This is a genomic window from Zunongwangia atlantica 22II14-10F7, assembly GCF_002094855.1.
Lineage (GTDB): Bacteria > Bacteroidota > Bacteroidia > Flavobacteriales > Flavobacteriaceae > Zunongwangia > Zunongwangia atlantica.
On the sequence record NZ_ARYN01000001.1, the window covers coordinates 481,356 to 499,419 of the forward strand.

13 protein-coding genes are annotated in these 18,064 nt (G+C 35.6%); 5 read left to right on the forward strand and 8 right to left on the reverse strand.

Annotated features, from left to right (window positions below; all coding sequences use genetic code 11):
* Window positions 1-51: 51 nt before the first annotated feature.
* On the reverse strand, window positions 52-873 hold the full coding sequence (locus tag IIF7_RS02070) for a hypothetical protein (protein WP_245801481.1): 822 nt from the start codon (window positions 871-873) through the stop codon (window positions 52-54).
* A 207-nt stretch (window positions 874-1,080) separates the two neighbouring features.
* Complete coding sequence (gene htpG / locus IIF7_RS02075; protein WP_084839991.1) at window positions 1,081-2,964, reverse strand: molecular chaperone HtpG; 1,884 nt, start codon at window positions 2,962-2,964, stop codon at window positions 1,081-1,083.
* Between the two features lie 224 nt (window positions 2,965-3,188).
* Here htpG and IIF7_RS02080 point away from each other — a divergent pair, with 224 nt between their 5' ends.
* Window positions 3,189-3,863 (forward strand): TetR family transcriptional regulator C-terminal domain-containing protein, encoded by a 675-nt coding sequence (locus IIF7_RS02080; RefSeq protein WP_084839992.1) that lies wholly within the window; start codon window positions 3,189-3,191, stop codon window positions 3,861-3,863.
* Between the two features lie 51 nt (window positions 3,864-3,914).
* Window positions 3,915-5,222: an ABC1 kinase family protein gene (locus IIF7_RS02085; protein WP_084839993.1), complete on the forward strand. Its 1,308-nt coding sequence runs from the start codon at window positions 3,915-3,917 to the stop codon at window positions 5,220-5,222.
* Between the two features lie 124 nt (window positions 5,223-5,346).
* Here the strand turns inward: IIF7_RS02085 and IIF7_RS02090 are convergent, their stop codons facing one another.
* Complete coding sequence (locus IIF7_RS02090) at window positions 5,347-7,809, reverse strand: alpha/beta hydrolase family protein (RefSeq protein WP_084839994.1); 2,463 nt, start codon at window positions 7,807-7,809, stop codon at window positions 5,347-5,349.
* 138 nt (window positions 7,810-7,947) lie between these two features.
* On the opposite strand from IIF7_RS02090, the gene IIF7_RS02095 reads away from it, so the two are divergent.
* Window positions 7,948-8,976, forward strand: a complete 1,029-nt coding sequence (locus tag IIF7_RS02095) for a 3-oxoacyl-ACP synthase III family protein (RefSeq protein ID WP_084839995.1) — start codon at window positions 7,948-7,950, stop codon at window positions 8,974-8,976.
* 44 nt (window positions 8,977-9,020) lie between these two features.
* On the opposite strand, the gene IIF7_RS02100 is transcribed toward IIF7_RS02095, so the two are convergent.
* The 3 genes from IIF7_RS02100 to IIF7_RS02110 all read right to left on the reverse strand — a co-directional run bounded on the left by IIF7_RS02100 (window position 9,021) and on the right by IIF7_RS02110 (window position 10,291).
* A complete protein-coding gene (locus IIF7_RS02100; protein WP_084839996.1) occupies window positions 9,021-9,230 on the reverse strand; it encodes a hypothetical protein in 210 nt (69 codons plus the stop codon).
* Window positions 9,223-9,471: a putative signal transducing protein gene (locus IIF7_RS02105; RefSeq protein WP_084839997.1), complete on the reverse strand. Its 249-nt coding sequence runs from the start codon at window positions 9,469-9,471 to the stop codon at window positions 9,223-9,225. The genes IIF7_RS02100 and IIF7_RS02105 overlap by 8 nt, the downstream gene beginning before the upstream one ends.
* 85 nt (window positions 9,472-9,556) lie before the next feature.
* Entirely contained in the window at window positions 9,557-10,291 is a 735-nt protein-coding gene (locus IIF7_RS02110) for a hypothetical protein (protein WP_084839998.1), read from the reverse strand.
* A 196-nt stretch (window positions 10,292-10,487) separates the two neighbouring features.
* Here IIF7_RS02110 and IIF7_RS02115 point away from each other — a divergent pair, with 196 nt between their 5' ends.
* Window positions 10,488-11,072, forward strand: coding sequence for a DUF4136 domain-containing protein (locus IIF7_RS02115; RefSeq protein WP_084839999.1), 585 nt, complete (start codon window positions 10,488-10,490; stop codon window positions 11,070-11,072).
* Between the two features lie 83 nt (window positions 11,073-11,155).
* On the opposite strand, the gene pheT is transcribed toward IIF7_RS02115, so the two are convergent.
* Both pheT and recG read right to left on the reverse strand, forming a co-directional pair.
* On the reverse strand, window positions 11,156-13,582 hold the full coding sequence (pheT, locus tag IIF7_RS02120; RefSeq protein WP_084840000.1) for a phenylalanine--tRNA ligase subunit beta: 2,427 nt from the start codon (window positions 13,580-13,582) through the stop codon (window positions 11,156-11,158).
* Window positions 13,583-13,680: 98 nt separating this feature from the next.
* Entirely contained in the window at window positions 13,681-15,780 is a 2,100-nt protein-coding gene (gene recG / locus IIF7_RS02125) for an ATP-dependent DNA helicase RecG (protein WP_084840001.1), read from the reverse strand.
* A gap of 162 nt (window positions 15,781-15,942) precedes the next feature.
* Between recG and IIF7_RS02130 the strand changes: the two genes are divergently transcribed.
* Window positions 15,943-18,057 carry a M1 family metallopeptidase gene (locus IIF7_RS02130; protein WP_084840002.1) on the forward strand — a complete coding sequence of 705 codons (2,115 nt, stop codon included), beginning with the start codon at window positions 15,943-15,945 and terminating at the stop codon, window positions 18,055-18,057.
* Window positions 18,058-18,064: the final 7 nt, after the last annotated feature.

Genomic DNA, 18,064 nt, shown 5'->3' on the forward strand with positions numbered 1-18,064 from the left:
ATTTTTTAAGCTGGAAAATGATCTCTAAAACAGTTTGCTAAACTTTTTAAATTACTTATTTATTTCCTCAGCGTCATTTGCCGGCTTGAAAAAATCATCTTCAGGAGTTATAAACTTGATATTCGATATTTTTGCTTTACCAATTTCGTCTTCAATTCCATTTTCTTTAGACCAGTTATGAAATGTCCAGGTTGTTGCAAACGGAACTCCGTCTACCATTTTATAATCGTGATAATTAATAGCGTGTGGATTCGCTTCGGCAGTACTTATTTCTTTATTTAAGGTGACAATATAGGCTGCTGCAGCTAATTTTTGGTCTTCGGCCTGATAAATAATATACCAATCATCTGGTGCGTCACCTATATTTTGTCCAAAAGTTAGTTTAGCCGAATTTACCTTGCTGCGATCCATAATTCGCTGTTTTGGCATTTCCCAATTTGTACCATTATCGGTAAGTTTAAATGGTAATGCAAAAAAATATTGCCAGGTAAACATATCGAATCTTGCCCCATTATAATTTTTAGCTGCTGGAGAAATCCATGCGTTTTCACCATCGAAAGTTAGGGTAGAGCTATCCTTTTTAACAATTTTAATTTTTCCTGAATTGGTTAGCGTGGTGATCTTCGCATTTAGACGCTCGTTACCGCCAAATATCAAAGCGATATCAAATTGTACGGCTTTATGTTTTAAAAACTCATCCTTTTTATGTGTATTTTCAATAGCAATGGGGAATTGCATTGCGGGAGAAGTAGCACCATCACCAATTCCGCCATCGGGTTCTGTCATAATGTTCTCTTCTGAAGAGGTTGATTCCGAATTGTTTTTACAAGCGAATAGAACTAAAATTGTAGAAAATAGAAGTAGTTTTTTCATTGTCATGATTTTAAACTTAGTAGAGCTTTTCTGTTAAAACTTTCAGTATAAAGTAAAATATCTCGGGGAAAGCTCTTGAGGCATTCGTTAAACAAATTTTTAATTTTGAGGTAAGCCTTTGGGTATTATAATCTTTGGCGATGCCAATAAAAAAAGCGCCATTCTAAAATCGAATGACGCTTTGATATAAACTAATGATATGAAATTTTATTTCACCATATCGAAGCTACGCTTAATAAAAGCAGTTAGTTCTTCACCTTTAAGCAAGTTTTGTGAAAGTCTCGCAAGGTCTAATGATTGCTTAATTAAACGTTGCTGAGTTTCTTCATCTGCACTTAAAATTTGAGAAGTTAATGGGTGGTTGGTGTTTACCACAAGATTGTACATCTCTGGCATGTTACCCATTCCAAACATTCCGCCACCGCCGGTTTGCTGCATTTCTTTCATTCTACGCATAAATTCTGGCTGAGTGATCATAAGTGGAGCTGCAGTACTATCCATCGCTTCCATTTGGATGGTATAATTTTCTTTTGGTACTACTTTTTCAAAATCATCTTTTAATTTCTCTTTTTCATCATCAGATAATTTAGAGATTTTCTCTTCATCTGTTTTGATTAGATTATCTACATGATCTGAATCTACTCTGGTAAAAGTGATCTTTTCTTCAGAAGATTCTAGTTTTTGTAGCAAGTGAGAAATAATAGGCGAATCTAATAGCAATACTTTGTAACCTTTATCTTTCGCTGCTTGAATGTAGCTGTGTTGCTCATTTTGGTTAGATGCATAAAGAATTACAAGATTACCGTCTTTATCGGTTTGGTTCCCTTTGATAGCTTCTTTTAACTCTTCAAAAGTATAGTATTCATTATCGATGGTTGGGTATAAAGCAAACTTTTGCGCTTTATCATAAAACTTATCTTCAGTAAGCATACCGTATTCGATAACTACTTTAATATCGTTCCATTTTGCTTCAAAATCTTCACGATTATTGTTGAAAAGTGACTTTAATTTATCAGCAACTTTTCTGGTAATGTAGCTTGAAATTTTCTTTACCGCACCGTCTGCCTGAAGATAAGAACGAGATACGTTTAAAGGAATATCTGGAGAATCGATAACTCCGCGTAACATCGTTAAAAATTCAGGTACAATACCTTCAACATTATCGGTTACAAAAACCTGGTTTTGGTAAAGCTGAATTTTATCACGCTGGATGTTCATATCCTGAGACATCTTTGGGAAATAAAGAATCCCGGTAAGATTAAAAGGATAATCTACATTTAGGTGAATGTGGAATAAAGGTTCCTCGAATTGCATTGGATACAATTCACGGTAAAAATCTTTATAATCCTGATCTTCCAGATCTGTAGGCTGTTTTGTCCATGCAGGATCTGGATTGTTAATGATGTTATCTACTGTCTTAGTTTCTGGCTTTGCATCTTCTGGAGCATCGTCTGGAAGCGGAAGTGTTTCTTCTTTAGTTCCAAAGCGAATTGGGATTGGCATAAACTTATTATACTTCACCAATAGCTCTTCGATTCTATTTTCTTCTAAGAACTCTTCGTCATCCTCATTTACATGAAGAATAATTTCTGTTCCGCGTTCTTGTTTATCAGAATCTTCTAAAGTAAACTCGGTTGTACCAGAACACGTCCAGTGTGCAGCAGGTTCATCTTTGTAAGATTTGGTAATAATTTCAACTTTATGGGCTACCATAAAGGCAGAATAAAAACCAAGCCCAAAATGACCAATAATTCCGCTGTCTTTGGCAGAATCTTTATATTTCTCAAGGAATTCTTCTGCACCAGAAAAAGCTACTTCGTTAATGTACTTTTCAACTTCTTCTTTGGTCATCCCAATACCCTGATCGATCACGTGGATTTTCTTATTGTCTTTATCCACTTTAATGTCGATCACAGGATTCCCATATTCAACATCGGTTTCACCAATATTAGTAAGGTGCTTTAATTTTAAAGTTGCATCTGTTGCATTAGAAATTAACTCTCTTAGGAAAATTTCGTGGTCGCTATAAAGGAATTTCTTTATTAGCGGGAAAATGTTATCTACAGATACATTAATCTTTCCAGTTGCCATATATTTTTAGTTTTTATTATCGAATTCATTTTCCTTTTAACCAAAAAAAATACCATTACGGTTTTGCTGTCAACTTGGCATAAGACTTGTAAATATTATATCACAAAAACGTCTAATTGTTTGAACTTCAAATTTGAGCAAATAGATTTTTAACAAACATTTTGTTTAACTAATTAAGTTTTAGATTAAACAATTATTATATTTGGATAAGAGAAAAAGAAATTATGGCGACGACAAAGAAAACAACCACAACAAAAAAGAAATTAGATTCAGATAAACTAATAAGTCTGTACATGGATTATGTTCTGGAAAACGAACATGCTCCAAAAACGGTATATAAATTCTGTAAAGAGAATAAAATAGGTGAAGAAGAATTTTATAATTTCTACGGAAGTTTTGAAGGTTTAGAGAAAGGAATTTGGGAGAAGTTTTACCTGAATACGGTAAATGTTATCGAGAAGAGTCCGGAATATCCAAGCTTCACTAATCGTGAAAAAATGCTAACGTTCTATTATACTTTTTTCGAAGTGCTTACCGCAAATAGAAGTTATGTATTATTTACACTGAAAAAGGATCCAACACCAATAAAAAATCTTGAGCAATTAAAAGGGCTGCGTAAAAATGTGAAGTCTTTTGCAAAAGGCCTGGTAGAAGATGGAAACAAAGAAAAAACACTAAAATTTTTACAGCAACCTGAAGAAATTTTTTCTGAAGCTGCATGGATTCAACTCTTGTTTTTGTTAAAGTTTTGGATGGATGATAACTCGGCACAATTTGAAAGTACAGATGTAGCTATCGAAAAGTCTGTAAATACCGTTTTCGATGTTTTTGATAATACACCACTAGAGCGTGTGGTAGATTTCGGAAAATTTCTATATAAAGAAAGAATGGCAAAGTAAGCCATTAAAAAAATTGCTATGAAAAGGCCGAAAGGCAAAAAGAAAAATTAGATGAAATCGATAGATAAAATCCCTACCGGCAAAATTGGCCGAACCAGCAAACTGGTGCAAACCGGGGCTAAAATTGGTGGGAATTATTTAAAATATTATAGCAAAAAAGCTTTTAACAAAGAGCTTACTCGAGACGATTTAGATCGCGATAATGCCAGTGATATTTATGATGGTTTAAAAAGTTTGAAAGGTAGTGCACTTAAGGTTGCACAAATGCTTTCTATGGAGAAAAGCTTGCTGCCAAGTGCCTATGTAGAGAAATTTAGTTTGGCTCAGTTTAGCGTTCCGCCTTTATCTGCTCCCTTGGTTAGAAAAACCTTCAAAAAATATAATGGGAATTACCCTGAAGAATTATACGACGAATTTACATCGCAATCTGTAAATGCTGCGAGTATAGGCCAGGTGCATCGTGCTACTAAAGATGGGAAAAAACTTGCTGTGAAAATCCAATATCCTGGTGTGGCAGATAGTATAAGTTCAGACTTAGCAATGGTAAAACCAATTGCGACTAGAATGTTTAATCTTCAGGGCAAAGATTCAGAAAAATATTTTAAAGAGGTAGAAGGTAAGCTTTTAGAGGAAACAGATTATGTTTTAGAAGTTAAGCAAAGTAAAGCGATTTCAGAAGCATGTAAACACATCCCTAATCTGAAATTTCCGCAGTATTACGAAGATCTTTCCAGCGAGAGAATCATCACGATGGACTGGATGGATGGCCAACATTTAAGCGAGTTTGTTAAAGAAAATAAAGATCAGGAAAAAGCAAATAAGGTAGGGCAGGCTCTTTGGGATTTTTATATGTTCCAAATGCATGGTTTAAAAGAAGTACATGCAGATCCTCATCCTGGGAATTTTCTTGTAGATAAGGCCGGAAAATTAATAGCAATCGATTTTGGTTGTATTAAAAAAGTGCCAGATGATTTTTATGTACCTTATTTCGAATTAGCTAAAAAGGAGAATATTAATAATCCTGAATTTTTCAACGAGAAATTATATGAGCTTGAAATATTAAGGGAAGACGATACCGAAACCGAGATTCGATATTTTTCGGCATTATTTCTTGAAATGCTGAATTTATTTACGAGTCCGTTTCATTCAGAAACTTTCGATTTTTCAGATGAAGAGTTTTGGGATTCAATTACAAAACTTAGTGAAAAATATAGCAAGGACGAAGAGTTAAGAAAGATGAACGGGAATCGCGGAAGCAAGCATTTCCTTTATATCAACAGAACTTTCTTCGGACTTTATAACTTATTACATGATCTGGAAGCTAAAGTAGAGATTAATAGATTCCGTGATTACTTATAGTGTAATATTTTGATTTATTGGTTAGGTTGAAAAGCGCAATTTCATTCTTCGAAATTGCGCTTTTCTTATAAAAAAAGCCTTCTGAAAATCTTCAGGAGGCTTTTAAAATTATTGCCAGTTTTATCTAATCTTGGATTTCTTCCTTAGTGGCTTTTACATCGGTTTTTGGTTTATTCTTTACATATTTTTCTAACCATTCATCTTGCTCCCAAAGAACATGTAAAACAGATTCTTTCGCACTATAACCATGACTCTCTTTTGGTAGCATTACCAATCTGGCAGTAGCGCCAAGACCTTTAAGGGCGTTAAAATAGCGCTCACTTTGCATAGGATAGGTGCCTGAATTATTATCGGCTTCTCCATGAATTAACAAAAGCGGAGTTTTCATTTTATCGGCGTGCATAAATGGCGACATAGTATAATAAACTTCTGGTGCTTCCCAGTAATTTCGCTCTTCACTTTGAAAACCAAAAGGCGTTAAAGTTCTATTGTAAGCTCCGCTTCGAGCTATTCCGGCAGCAAATAAATCTGAATGTGATAATAGGTTGGCCACCATAAAAGCACCGTAGCTATGTCCACCAACCGCAACACGATCTGGATCGATAAAGCCCATCTTATCTACAGCATCAATAGCCGCAGCCGCATTGTCTACCAATTGCTTCCTAAAAGTATCGTTTGGTTGCTCGTCACCTTCGCCAATAATTGGAAATGCAGCATCGTCTAAAACGGCATAACCTCTATTTACCCAATAAATAGGAGATCCGTAGTAAGGATAGGTAAAGTCGTTAGCATTGCTTGTATTTTGTGAAGCCGAATTTTTATCCTTGTATTCACGAGGATATGCCCACATGATCATAGGTAACTTTTCAGGATTTTCTTTATCGTAGCCAGCAGGTAAATAAAGTGTCCCATTCAATTCTAATCCATCTTCGCGTTTGTAGGTGATTACTTCTTTGCTTACTTCCTCTAAACTTTTAAAAGGATTCTCGAAGCTGGTAATTTGTTGAAGCCCAATTCTCTTTTTAAGATTTCTTATGTAGTAATTTGGATACTCTGTAGAAGCTTCAATCCTTACCAGAATTTCTCCTTTGTCCATATCTATGGCCTCTACAATGGTTTCTTTTTTATCTTCAAAAGCAGATTGGTATAGTCTGTCTGTTTTTCCAGTGGATAAATCAATCTTATCTATAAATGGATACTGTCCTTTTTCAGAAAATCCGTCACCAATTAAATAAGCATCTTTACTATCAAGTTCTAAAACATATCTTCCGTAGTCATTTTTATGGGTTACAAAACTTCCTGGGTCACTGTAAACGTCCTGATAATTTCTATCAAAAAGAATTTTAGGATCTTTATTATTACCTGATGGATTTATAACATACGTTTTTCTATTTCTTGTATTCCACCAGTAATCCATGGCAATAGCGGTTTTATCGTCACCCCACATAATGCCGCTGTAGCGATTTATGGTTTTAAGGAAAGCTTTCCCTTCCCCTTTAAAAGGCGCTTCTAGCATAAAAACCTGGTCGCGATAATCTACTTCAACTTCAGGATCGCCACCATCTAAAGCCATGGCATAAACTAAGGTCGCTGGTTTATCTGCTCGCCAGTTTAAACTTCTTCGACCTTGCTGAGTAGACATAAAACCTTGTGGTAAATCTTCTAAAAGCGGTACGTCATTTACCATATTTACCAGGCTGGCATCGTTTTTATAAACATTGGTTTCTGTAGGGAATCTATAATAAGGCACCAGGTAAGAAAATGGTTTTTTAATATGGCTAATCATAACATATTCGCCATCTGGAGAAAAGCTAATATCATCATACATCTTTGCTTCCATCCATTCAGATTTATTTCCATCTAAATCTACTTTAACTAAAGACGAGCGTGCTAATTGTTCAAAGTTGTACTCGTCGTTAGGATCTTTAAGTAAATCCTGGTACGTTCTATTTTGCGCTTCTTTACCATCGCTAACGCTAACAGTTGGTCCTGTTGGTACAGCCAAAGATTCGTCTATAAGATCTTTACGGTCTTCGGGCAACATTTTAATTAATACTGCTTCACTATCTTTAAACCAATTAATGGTATTTCCCATATTGGCATTTAAAGTAGCATCAGTTAATTTTTTAGCTGTTGCAGATGCAATGTCTATAACCCATAATTCTACTCCGGTTTCAGTAGTTTGGGTAAAAGCAAGTTTCTTTTCGTCTGGAGACCAGCTAAGATTGGCAAGTCTCGGATTTTCTGGCAAACCTTTTACATCTGTAGGATTTTCAGCTTTTACAGGTTTAATTTTAATATCTGTAAAGTAACTGGCACGGCTACTAATATTGGTTACCGGGTTAATACGTAAACCACCAAGGCGTAATTCTTTTTCGCTTAATTCAGCAATTGTTTTGTACTGGTCACGATAAAGAAACAGCATTAAATCTCCTTTGCTGTTAATATAAGTTCCTGGTGCTAATGGTACATCTACTAAATCCAGAATAGGTTTTGGTGGTTTTTGATAAGTAAGATTTTCTTGTGCTGTACTGCTAAAAATAGAAGCGGCAAGACATAGAAAACAAAGGATGATTTGTTTTTTCATGGATAAGTTTTTAGAAGTTTTGTGTAACTAAGATAAGATATTCTGTAAAATGTTAATCTTTACTATATTGCAAGTCTAAGAATTTGGATATTTACTAAATTTAAGACAGAATTTTTCAATAATTTAAAAATAAACTGAATGTATCAGTCTAAAATTGCCGGATTAGGAAAATATGTACCAGAGAACGTGATAACCAACGATGATTTGTCTAAAATCATGGATACCAATGATGCATGGATACAGGAACGTACCGGTATAAAAGAAAGACGACATATTAAAAAAGGTGATGGCAATACAACAGCAAGCATGGGTGCTAAAGCTGCAAAAATTGCCCTAGAAAGAGCAAATATTAGTAAAGACGATATCGATCTGATTGTATTTGCGACTCTTAGTCCAGATTATTATTTCCCTGGATGCGGAGTGCAGATTCAGGAAATGCTAGAGATACATACCTGCCCTGCTTTAGATATTCGTAACCAGTGTAGTGGTTTTATCTATGGTTTAAGTGTTGCAGACCAGTTTATAAAAACAGGAATGTATAAAAATGTATTGCTAATTGGAAGTGAAAACCATAGCGGCGGCTTAGATTTTACAACACGTGGGCGCTCTGTTTCGGTTATTTTTGGAGATGGGGCAGGAGCAGCGGTATTAACCAGAAGCGATCATAATGGTCAGGGAGTTCTATCTACTCATTTACATTCTGAAGGGAAGCATGCTTTAGAATTATCCTTAAAAGGGCCAAGTACCAATCATTGGGTTCCAGAAATTATTGCTGAAAATAAAGCGGCAGGAGATGAAAGCCAACTAGAAGATATTCCTTACTATCCTTATATGAACGGCCAATTTGTATTTAAAAATGCCGTGGTTCGTTTTTCTGAAGTTATTATGGAAGGATTAAAAGCAAACGGAATGGACGTAAGTGATGTCGATATGCTAATTCCGCATCAGGCAAATCTTAGAATTTCGCAATTCATTCAGCAGAAATTTAAATTAAGAGACGATCAGGTATATAATAATATTCAGAAATATGGAAATACAACCGCAGCGTCGATTCCTATTGCGTTAACTGAAGCCTGGGAAGATGGGAAGGTAAAAGAGGGTGATACAATTGTTCTTGCTGCTTTTGGTAGTGGGTTTACCTGGGCCAGTGCCGTGATCGAGTGGTAAAAAAATATATTGAAAATATAAAAAAGCGGCTAAAAGCCGCTTTTTTAATTTAATGCTTTTAATGTCTTAAAGAATTTATAGAGACAAACTACACCTGCTGCTATAAAACCAATAGCGATAGCAAATTGTAGTTCATATTTTTGATAGTTTTCGTATAAACTTATTACGCGATAAGTGCCGTATCCCAATGAAAAAATACCAACAGCTAGATATGCGTAATTTCGGCCTTTAGAAGGCAATTTTTCTTTACTCATGTTCAGCTACATCATTTGGGAATGTCGCTTTTACTATAGCGGCGGCTTCATCAAAATGACTTTTAATTACAAAAAGTTGAACCTGTCCTGGGATTCCACCACCAAATCCTGCTCTTAAACCAGATTCCATATCGTTTCTTACACGATTAGAAATTCCAGATTTATTAAATAATTCCTGTAAGTATTGGACGTTTACCTCGCTACCGGTGTAAACTCTTTCGTATGTTTCGTTAGTACTCATAATTTCAATTTAAGAATTCTAAAATACAAAGATTGGGTATTTTAAATGCCTTATTTAATTAGAGTTTAACGTTATTTCTTAGCATTTAAGCGTTGTAATATTTGCTGTCCCAAATCGATTCGCTAAAGTTTTTACCCTTTTTAAAGCCATAAAAAATAGCCAGACCGCCAATCCATTTAAATACAAAAAATAAGATCATTAAAAATTCAGTTGTACTTTGCTGTCCGCCGTGTGCAAATATTTCCTGCGGAATTAAATAAGTGATTGCCAAGCTTAGCAGAAACATAGAAAAGATAAAATTCTCTAATTGTTTAAAAGGCCACATTAATAATTTCCTGAAGGGGTGAAGATCATTCCCCCATTTATGTACCAAATAGTAATAATCGTTACCCATTGGAGCCATTAATAAAGGATCGTCTGCATTTTCTAATTTAAATAATCTGGCAGGAGCGATAATTCTAAAACCAGAAAGACTGGTGCTGTGATCGTTTTCGAGTTTTCGAATCGCCATAATGGCTTCAAAAGTAATCTCAGCTTTAAAATAAGAAGAGCTTAGAAAACGTAGTCGGTAATCAATACATATTTTTTGAATATCACTAATATGGAAAATTCGGTTAGATTCAAGAAGGTTGAAATTCAACGAATTCGAAGTACTTTTTTTATCGTTGTTTTCTAGCTTTTTCAGGATAGCTTCGTTTCTAAGCTCATTTTCGTTAAAAATAGCTTCAATTTCTTTCAGAAATAAATCCTCAGATTGTCGTTTGTTCCTGGATTTTAAAAGTTGCGTTTCAATGTTGGTTCGGGGAAAGTTCTTCATCATCAATCACTTTGCATATGCCTCTAAAATATGTAATATCAGTTTAAATACCAATCTCTTAGCTGTTAATTGATAGATTTGGCTGTTGCTTCTTCGCTTTATACGTTTCTAAATGCCTGTTAAAATTATGTCTAAACTATGCTAAATCATTTTGGATTGCGAGGCAAAGCTGCTAATATGCAATAAAAATTCCCATATTATGAAATTATTTAAATGGAGCGGACTTTTATCGATTTTGATTCTTTTTGCAAGTTGTGGCGGAAGTAAATCCACAGAAGTTGGCGAGAATCCAAAAGATCTTAAAAATTATTCGACTTATGCATTTTTGCCCAATAAGAATAAAATAACCACACCAGGTTATAATAATGAAGAAATTAATACTGAAATAGTAAAAACCATAAACGAAAATATGGACGATGAAGGTTATCGATATGTAGACGATCAGCCTCAGGTGTTAATTTATGTTCACACAATGTTTGATGATAAAGTTGAGGTTAATGCAGATCCTGTATATACCAGTTATTCGTATTATCGCCCAGATTTTTATATTGGTGATTATTACAGGCCTTTTATTTACAAGGATTATTATACCATTCAGCGAATTACCGGTGATAATATTCAGCAGGTGCCTTATTCATCCAGATCTATTGTGATTGATTTTATAAACCGAAAAAACAACAAGATCATTTGGAGGGGAACAACCAATGAAGTTGAGATCGACGATCGCAGAACAGAGCGCGATGTTAGAAAATATATCGATCAGATATTTAAACAATTTCCGTAATCATGATAATGAATACTGAAAAAAATAAAGGCTGAAATTCGATAATTTCAGCCTTTATTTTTATAAAATTTTTTCTTCGGAATTTATCGTAGTTCCGCTTTCAATTCGTTTTCGAAACGGTACTGAAGTTTATTCATAATCTTATCGATTTGCTTATCAGTCATCGTTTTGTTTTCATCCTGAAAAGTAAAACTTACCGCATAACTCTTTTTGCCTTCCGGAAGATTATCACCCTGGTACACATCAAAAAGATTTACTTCTTTAAGTAATTTCTTTTCAGTTTGTGTAGCAATAGTTTCAATTTCAGCATACGAAATCGCTTCATCTAAAAGTAAAGCGAAATCACGTCGTACTGCCGGATATTTAGGGATGTCAACAAATTTATTAGATTGGGTTTTAGCAATTTCGATTACTGCATCCCAATTAAAATCTGCAAATAAAACTTCCTGATCGATATCAAAATGCTTCAGGATCGATTTTTTTATTACTCCGAATTCTACCAACTTCGCTTTTGCAGAACTTAGCATTAAACCTTCAGCAAAAATATCAGATTTAGATGCTCCAGATTTCAGGTTTTTAATTCCTAATCTTTGGAAAACTGCCTCAATCACTCCTTTTAAATAAAAGAAAGTTCCTTTTTGTGCAGCTGCATTCCAGCTTTCAGTAGATCTATCACCGCTCACAAATATCGATAAGTGCTTGTTCTCTACACGACCGCTAACGTAGCTGTGATAGGTTTTACCAAATTCGAAAAGTTTGAGATCTCTTCTTTTTCGATTTAAATTATATCGAATACTTTCTAAACCACTAAAAAGCATCGATTGTCTCATTACTGAAAGATCGCCACTAAGCGGATTCAGCATTTCAACATTGTATTCACTTTTTAACTGCTCGGTAAGTTCTATATGCGATGGCGAGGTTAAAGAATTTGCCATCGTTTCATAGAATCCCTGCCCAACTAGTTGATTAGCGATTATATTTTGAAGTTTATAATCTTCGAATTTCGATGAAATAGAAACCGAAGCGTTAAATTTTTCGTTGAATTTTATATTGTTGTAACCGTAAACTCTAAGGATCTCTTCGATAACATCAGATTCTCGCTGAACGTCTACACGATAAGAAGGAATGGTTAATCCCATCCCGGTTTCGGTAACATTGTTCACTCGAATTTCTAATGAAGCTAAGATCGATTTGATGGTTTCTTCTTCAAGATTCTCACCGATTAGTTTGTTTACTTTATCGAAGGTTAAGAATACCTGGAAATCTTCGATTTTCTTAGGATAAAGATCGTCGATATCGCTGGTAATTTCTCCGCCGGCCAACTCAGTAATTAAAAGAGCGGCACGTTTTAAAGCATATTCTGTAATGCTAGGATCGATGCCACGTTCAAACCTAAAAGAAGCATCGGTATTTAAACCATGTCTTTTAGCAGTTTTACGAACGTTAACCGGATTAAAATATGCACTTTCTAAGAAAACCTGACTGGTATTTTTTGAAACACCGCTATGTAAGCCACCAAAAACTCCGGCAATACATAGTGGTTTTTCTTTATCACAAATCATTAAATCTTCTTCGTGAAGTTCTCTTTCAACTTCGTCTAAAGTGGTAAATTTTGTGCCGGCTTCTACCGTTTTTACATGAATTTCGTGACCTGCAATTTTTGATGCATCAAACGCGTGTAGCGGTTGCCCAAGCTCGTGCATTACATAATTTGTAACGTCTACTATATTGTTTTTAGGTGAAAGACCAATTGCTTTAAGACGGTTTTGTAACCATTTTGGAGATTCACCAACTTTTACATCGCTAAGGGTAATTCCGCAATAACGTGGAGCTAAAGAGGAGTCTTCCACAAAAATAGGAATTCTTAGGCTACGATTATCTACATGAAAATTACTAATAGAAGGAGTAATAAGCTCTAAAGTTTTGCTGGTTTGCTGGTAACCTGCTTTTAGGTCTCTGGCTACACCCCAGTGGCTCATGGCATCGGCGCGGTTTGGCGTTAATCCAATTTCAAAAACCTTATCATTTTCAACCTCAAAAATTTCAGCAACAGGTGTTCCCGGGATAAGATCTGCATCCATCACCATAATTCCTTCGTGGCTGCTACCAACTCCAATTTCCTTTTCAGAACAAATCATTCCAAAGCTGCTTTCGCCTCTTATCTTTCCTTTTTTGATTTGCCATTCTTCACCTTTTTCATCGTAAAGAACAGTTCCTATTGTGGCAACCGGAACTTTTTGTCCCGCAGCAATATTTGGCGCACCACAAACTATTTGTACTTCTTCACCATTACCAATATTTACTTTAGTAATGTTAAGTTTATCTGCATTTGGGTGTTTCTCGCAACTTAGTACGTGGCCAACCACAATACCTTCTAAACCACCTTTTACACTTTGGAAACTCTGAATTCCTTCAACCTCTAAACCAAGATCGGTTAGTAATTCGCCGGTTTTTTCGGCATCTTCAGGAAGTTTTATAAATTGTTTTAACCAGTTGTATGAAATCTTCATCTAAGTAATTTTACAATCTACAAAGATAGTATTACCAATTATTTTGGCATAATCTAAGGTTTGTAAAATTCACACAGATTTTTAGAAGTTTTCCAGAATTAAGAAATATAATTCCAGATGTTTTGATGCTTGGCCAGTTGGCCGTATGTAAAGCGTAAAACTTTGTTCTTTTCTAACGCAAGTTTTGGATCTTCTTTTAGCACTTTTTGAGCTACATAACGAGCTGTTTTTAATAGGTCATTATCTTTCACAATATCTGCAATTTTAAGATTAAGCACACCGCTTTGCTGTGTTCCCATAATATCCCCAGGACCGCGGAGTTTTAGATCGACTTCGGCAATTTGGAAACCATCGTTGGTCGCCGTCATAGTTTCTAATCTTGTTTTGCTATCGTTAGATAATTTATGGCCGGTCATTAAAATACAATAACTCTGCTCGGCGCCACGTCCCACTCGACCGCGTAACTGGTGTAATTGCGAGAGTCCGAATCGTTCTGCACTTTCTATAACCATTACACTGGCATTGGGAACATTTACCCCTACTTCGATTACGGTTGTTGCGACCATGATTTCGGTTTTACCTTCAGCAAAACGTTGCATTTCGTAATCTTTATCTTCAGGTTTCATTTGGCCATGTACTATCGAGATCTGAAAATCTGGGAATTCCCTGGCGATACTTTCATACCCGTCCATCAAATCCTTATAATCCATTTTTTCAGATTCCTGAATCAATGGGTAAACCACATAAACCTGCCTGCCTTTATCAATTTCTTCTTTTAGAAATCTAAAAACTTTTAAGCGATTGCTATCAAAGCGATGCACCGTTCTAATTGGCTTTCTTCCCGGTGGTAATTCGTCGATAACAGAAATATCCAGATCTCCATATAAACTCATCGCCAGAGTACGCGGAATAGGAGTTGCAGTCATTACCAAAATATGAGGCGGGATTTTATTTTTTCGCCATAATTTTGCCCGTTGTGCTACACCAAAGCGATGTTGCTCATCGATAATTGCTAAGCCAAGATTGTTGAATTTTACCTTATCTTCTAAAAGTGCGTGCGTACCAATTAGAATGTCAATCTCACCATTTTCAAGTTTTTCGTGCAGTTCACGACGATGCGCTTTTTTAGAAGAACCCGTAAGCAAATAAATAGAAAGATCCATTTTTTCGCATAATTCCACCAATCCCTGGTAATGTTGAATCGCTAAAATCTCTGTTGGCGCCATCAAACAGGCCTGAAAATCATTATCGATCGCAATTAGCATGCTCATTAAAGCTACAATGGTCTTTCCTGAACCTACATCACCCTGTAAAAGACGATTCATTTGCGCACCGGTTCCAAGATCTGCCCTAATTTCTTTGATTACTCTTTTCTGCGCACCGGTAAGATCGAATGGCAGATGATTTTTATAAAATCTGCTGAAATTTTCACCAATTTCGGCAAAAACAAAGCCTTTTATTTTTTGTTTTCTCAGCTGATTTTTCAGCAATAATTGTAACTGGATATAAAAAAGCTCTTCAAATTTTAAACGAAACTGAGCTTTTGCGAGCAACTCGGCATTCTTAGGAAAATGAATGTTGAAGAGTGCTTCAGCTTTCGAGATTAGTCGAAATTCATTCTTAATTTCTTCGCTTAGCGTATCAAAAAATCGCGCCTGGGTTTCCGTAAAAAGCTGTTGCAGCATTTTATTTACCACACGATTGGTAATCCCTTTTTTCTGTAATAATTCCGTAGAAGGATAAATGGGTTGCATGGCTGCACGAAGCTGCTTTTTAAAATCGGCAAGCGTATCCATTTCGGGATGTGGCATACTGAATAGGCCATTAAACCAGTTGGTTTTTCCAAAAACTACGTATGGCGTATTTAATTTAAGGTTTTCACGAATCCATTTATGGCCTCTAAACCAAACCAGTTCCATACGGCCGGTTTCATCTACAAAATCTGCAACCAGGCGTTTTCCCCGTTTTTGCTCTACGGTTTTAATATTCACTATTTTACCCACCACCTGCACTTCAGCCGAGTTTCGTTGTAATTCGGCAATTTTATAAAAGCGGGTTTTATCGAGATAGCGATTAGGGAAAAAATTCACCAGATCCTGGTAAGTGTGAATTCCCAATTCTTTCCGTAGCACATCGGCACGATTGGGGCCAACGCCCTTTAAATAATCGATCGGAGTTTGTAGAATATTAGGATTCATAAAAACGAAGATATTAAAATGCCTAATTTTAGAATTATTTCAGGCACATTTTATGCTATTTCTTTTTTGCTGGAGCTGATCATTATTGAAAGATTGACTTTAAAAAGAAGCCTCTGGCATTAAATTTTGTAATTTGGCAGTACCAAACGACAGTTTCTAATAATGAAGAAAATATTCTTTTCCCTTATATTTTTAAATGCGTTTTTAACCCAAGCGCAATCTATCACTCCACAAAATCAAATCGAATTTGTAGATTTTAAAAAAGTGAATGCTGAGGTAAGTATTTATCCTGAATTGGCCAAAATCGATGGTAACGTTAATTATTCTTTTGATGTTCTAAAAGAGGTAGATTCCTTTTTTGTTGATACTGAAGATATGACTTTTGAAAAAGTTATGCTGAATAGAAAGGAAACCAATTTTCGTTTAGCTGAAGATAAGATCTGGATCAAAAAGAAACTGACTCCCTCTGAAGAGAATACGCTTCAGTTGCAGTATTCTGGCTCACCAAAACAAACTATGTATTTTATTAATTGGGATAAAGAAACTTCCGAAGAAATAAGTAAACAGGTTTGGACGCAGGGGCAGGGACGTTATACTTCGCATTGGTTACCAAGTTTTGACGATGTGCGGGAAAAAGCGATTTTCAATTTAACGATCAATTTCAAAAAGGATTATCAGGTAATCGCTAACGGAAAGCTTGAAAATGAAAGAATGCTAAATGATTCGATCAAACAATGGTCGTTCAGTATGAAAGATCCTATGAGTAGCTATTTGGTGGCGATCGCAGCAGGAGATTATAAGAGCAAAGAATTACAAAGTGCTGGTGGCGTACCAATTTCGCTTTATTACGAAACAAAAGATGAAAATTTAGTTGAACCTACATATCGATATTCGAAGAAAATATTCGACTTTTTAGTAGAGGAAATCGGTGTCGATTTTCCGTGGCAAAATTACAAACAAATCCCTGTAGAAGATTTTCTTTATGGCGGGATGGAAAATACCGGAACCACGATTTTTTCTGAATCTATGCTTACCGATAGCATAGGTTTTAAAGATCGAAACTATGTAAATGTAAATGCTCACGAACTCGCACACCAATGGTTTGGTGATCTGGTAACCGAAGCCGATGGTAAGCATCACTGGTTACAGGAAGGATTTGCAACGTATTACGCTTTATTGGCCGAAAAGCAGATTTTTGGTGAAGATTATTATTACTGGAAATTGTATGAAACTGCCGAGCAACTGAAGAAATTGAGCGATCGTGGTGACGGTGAAGCCTTATTAAATCCTAAGGCCAGTTCACTTACATTCTACCAAAAAGGAGCCTGGGCGTTACATATTTTGCGAGAGCAATTAGGTGATGAAACTTTTAAAAGCGGAATAAAAAACTACCTGAAATTATACAGTTTTGGTAATGTTTCTACAGAGGATTTTTTAAAAGAGATGGAAAATGTTAGTGGGCAGGATCTATCGCAATTTCGAAAAGACTGGTTAGAACAATCGGCTTTTAAAGCTAATGCAGCATTAAATTCCTTAGAGAAATCTTCTTTTATACGTCGATATTTAGATGTTGCGGCAGTTAGAGAGCAAAGTGTAGGAATAAAATATAATGTCTTGAATGGCGCTTTAGATTTTCCTGTAAATGATTATGTAGGCCAGGAGGCAGTGATCCAGTTGCAGGGAAATACCGCGCAAGAAGCTATCGATTTATATAAAAAGGCCTTTGCAACCGGGAATGTTTTTGTTCGCCAGGCTATTGCATCGAGTATGAAAGAAATTCCGCAGCCTTTAAAATCTGAATTTGAAGATTTATTAAATGATGATTCTTACTTAACAAAGGAATATGCGCTATTGACCTTGTGGACAAACTTTCCCCAAGAACGTTCCAAATATTTAACCAAAACCAGGAATATCCATGGTTTTTACGATAAGAATGTGCGAATGTTGTGGCTTACTTTAAATTTGGTGACACCCGAGTTTGATGCAGGTAACAGTCAGACGAATTATGCTGAGCTTTCTGGATATACCCAAACAAAATATCCATGCGAAATTCGACAAAATGCGTTTAGTTATTTGTTTCAGATCGATGCATTTTCAGACCAGAATTTAAAAGATCTAATGCAGGGAACGCAGCATCATACCTATCGTTTCAGGGATTTTTGCAGGCAATTGCTTAAGGAGCTGCTAACCTATGATAAGTATTTGGAAAAAATTCAGAATATATCAAGTTCTTTTTCAAAGAAAGAATGGGATTATTTTCAATCTCAACTCAAATAGTTAATTT

What these genes read in the sequence shown, in the direction of transcription:
- IIF7_RS02070 (WP_245801481.1), bottom strand. Translation starts at nt 873, where the DNA reads ATGAAAAAACTACTTCTATTTTCTACAATTTTAGTTCTATTCGCTTGT.
- htpG (WP_084839991.1), bottom strand. Translation starts at nt 2,964, where the DNA reads ATGGCAACTGGAAAGATTAATGTATCTGTAGATAACATTTTCCCGCTA.
- IIF7_RS02080 (WP_084839992.1), top strand. Translation starts at nt 3,189, where the DNA reads ATGGCGACGACAAAGAAAACAACCACAACAAAAAAGAAATTAGATTCA.
- IIF7_RS02085 (WP_084839993.1), top strand. Translation starts at nt 3,915, where the DNA reads ATGAAATCGATAGATAAAATCCCTACCGGCAAAATTGGCCGAACCAGC.
- IIF7_RS02090 (WP_084839994.1), bottom strand. Translation starts at nt 7,809, where the DNA reads ATGAAAAAACAAATCATCCTTTGTTTTCTATGTCTTGCCGCTTCTATT.
- IIF7_RS02095 (WP_084839995.1), top strand. Translation starts at nt 7,948, where the DNA reads ATGTATCAGTCTAAAATTGCCGGATTAGGAAAATATGTACCAGAGAAC.
- IIF7_RS02100 (WP_084839996.1), bottom strand. Translation starts at nt 9,230, where the DNA reads ATGAGTAAAGAAAAATTGCCTTCTAAAGGCCGAAATTACGCATATCTA.
- IIF7_RS02105 (WP_084839997.1), bottom strand. Translation starts at nt 9,471, where the DNA reads ATGAGTACTAACGAAACATACGAAAGAGTTTACACCGGTAGCGAGGTA.
- IIF7_RS02110 (WP_084839998.1), bottom strand. Translation starts at nt 10,291, where the DNA reads ATGATGAAGAACTTTCCCCGAACCAACATTGAAACGCAACTTTTAAAA.
- IIF7_RS02115 (WP_084839999.1), top strand. Translation starts at nt 10,488, where the DNA reads ATGAAATTATTTAAATGGAGCGGACTTTTATCGATTTTGATTCTTTTT.
- pheT (WP_084840000.1), bottom strand. Translation starts at nt 13,582, where the DNA reads ATGAAGATTTCATACAACTGGTTAAAACAATTTATAAAACTTCCTGAA.
- recG (WP_084840001.1), bottom strand. Translation starts at nt 15,780, where the DNA reads ATGAATCCTAATATTCTACAAACTCCGATCGATTATTTAAAGGGCGTT.
- IIF7_RS02130 (WP_084840002.1), top strand. Translation starts at nt 15,943, where the DNA reads ATGAAGAAAATATTCTTTTCCCTTATATTTTTAAATGCGTTTTTAACC.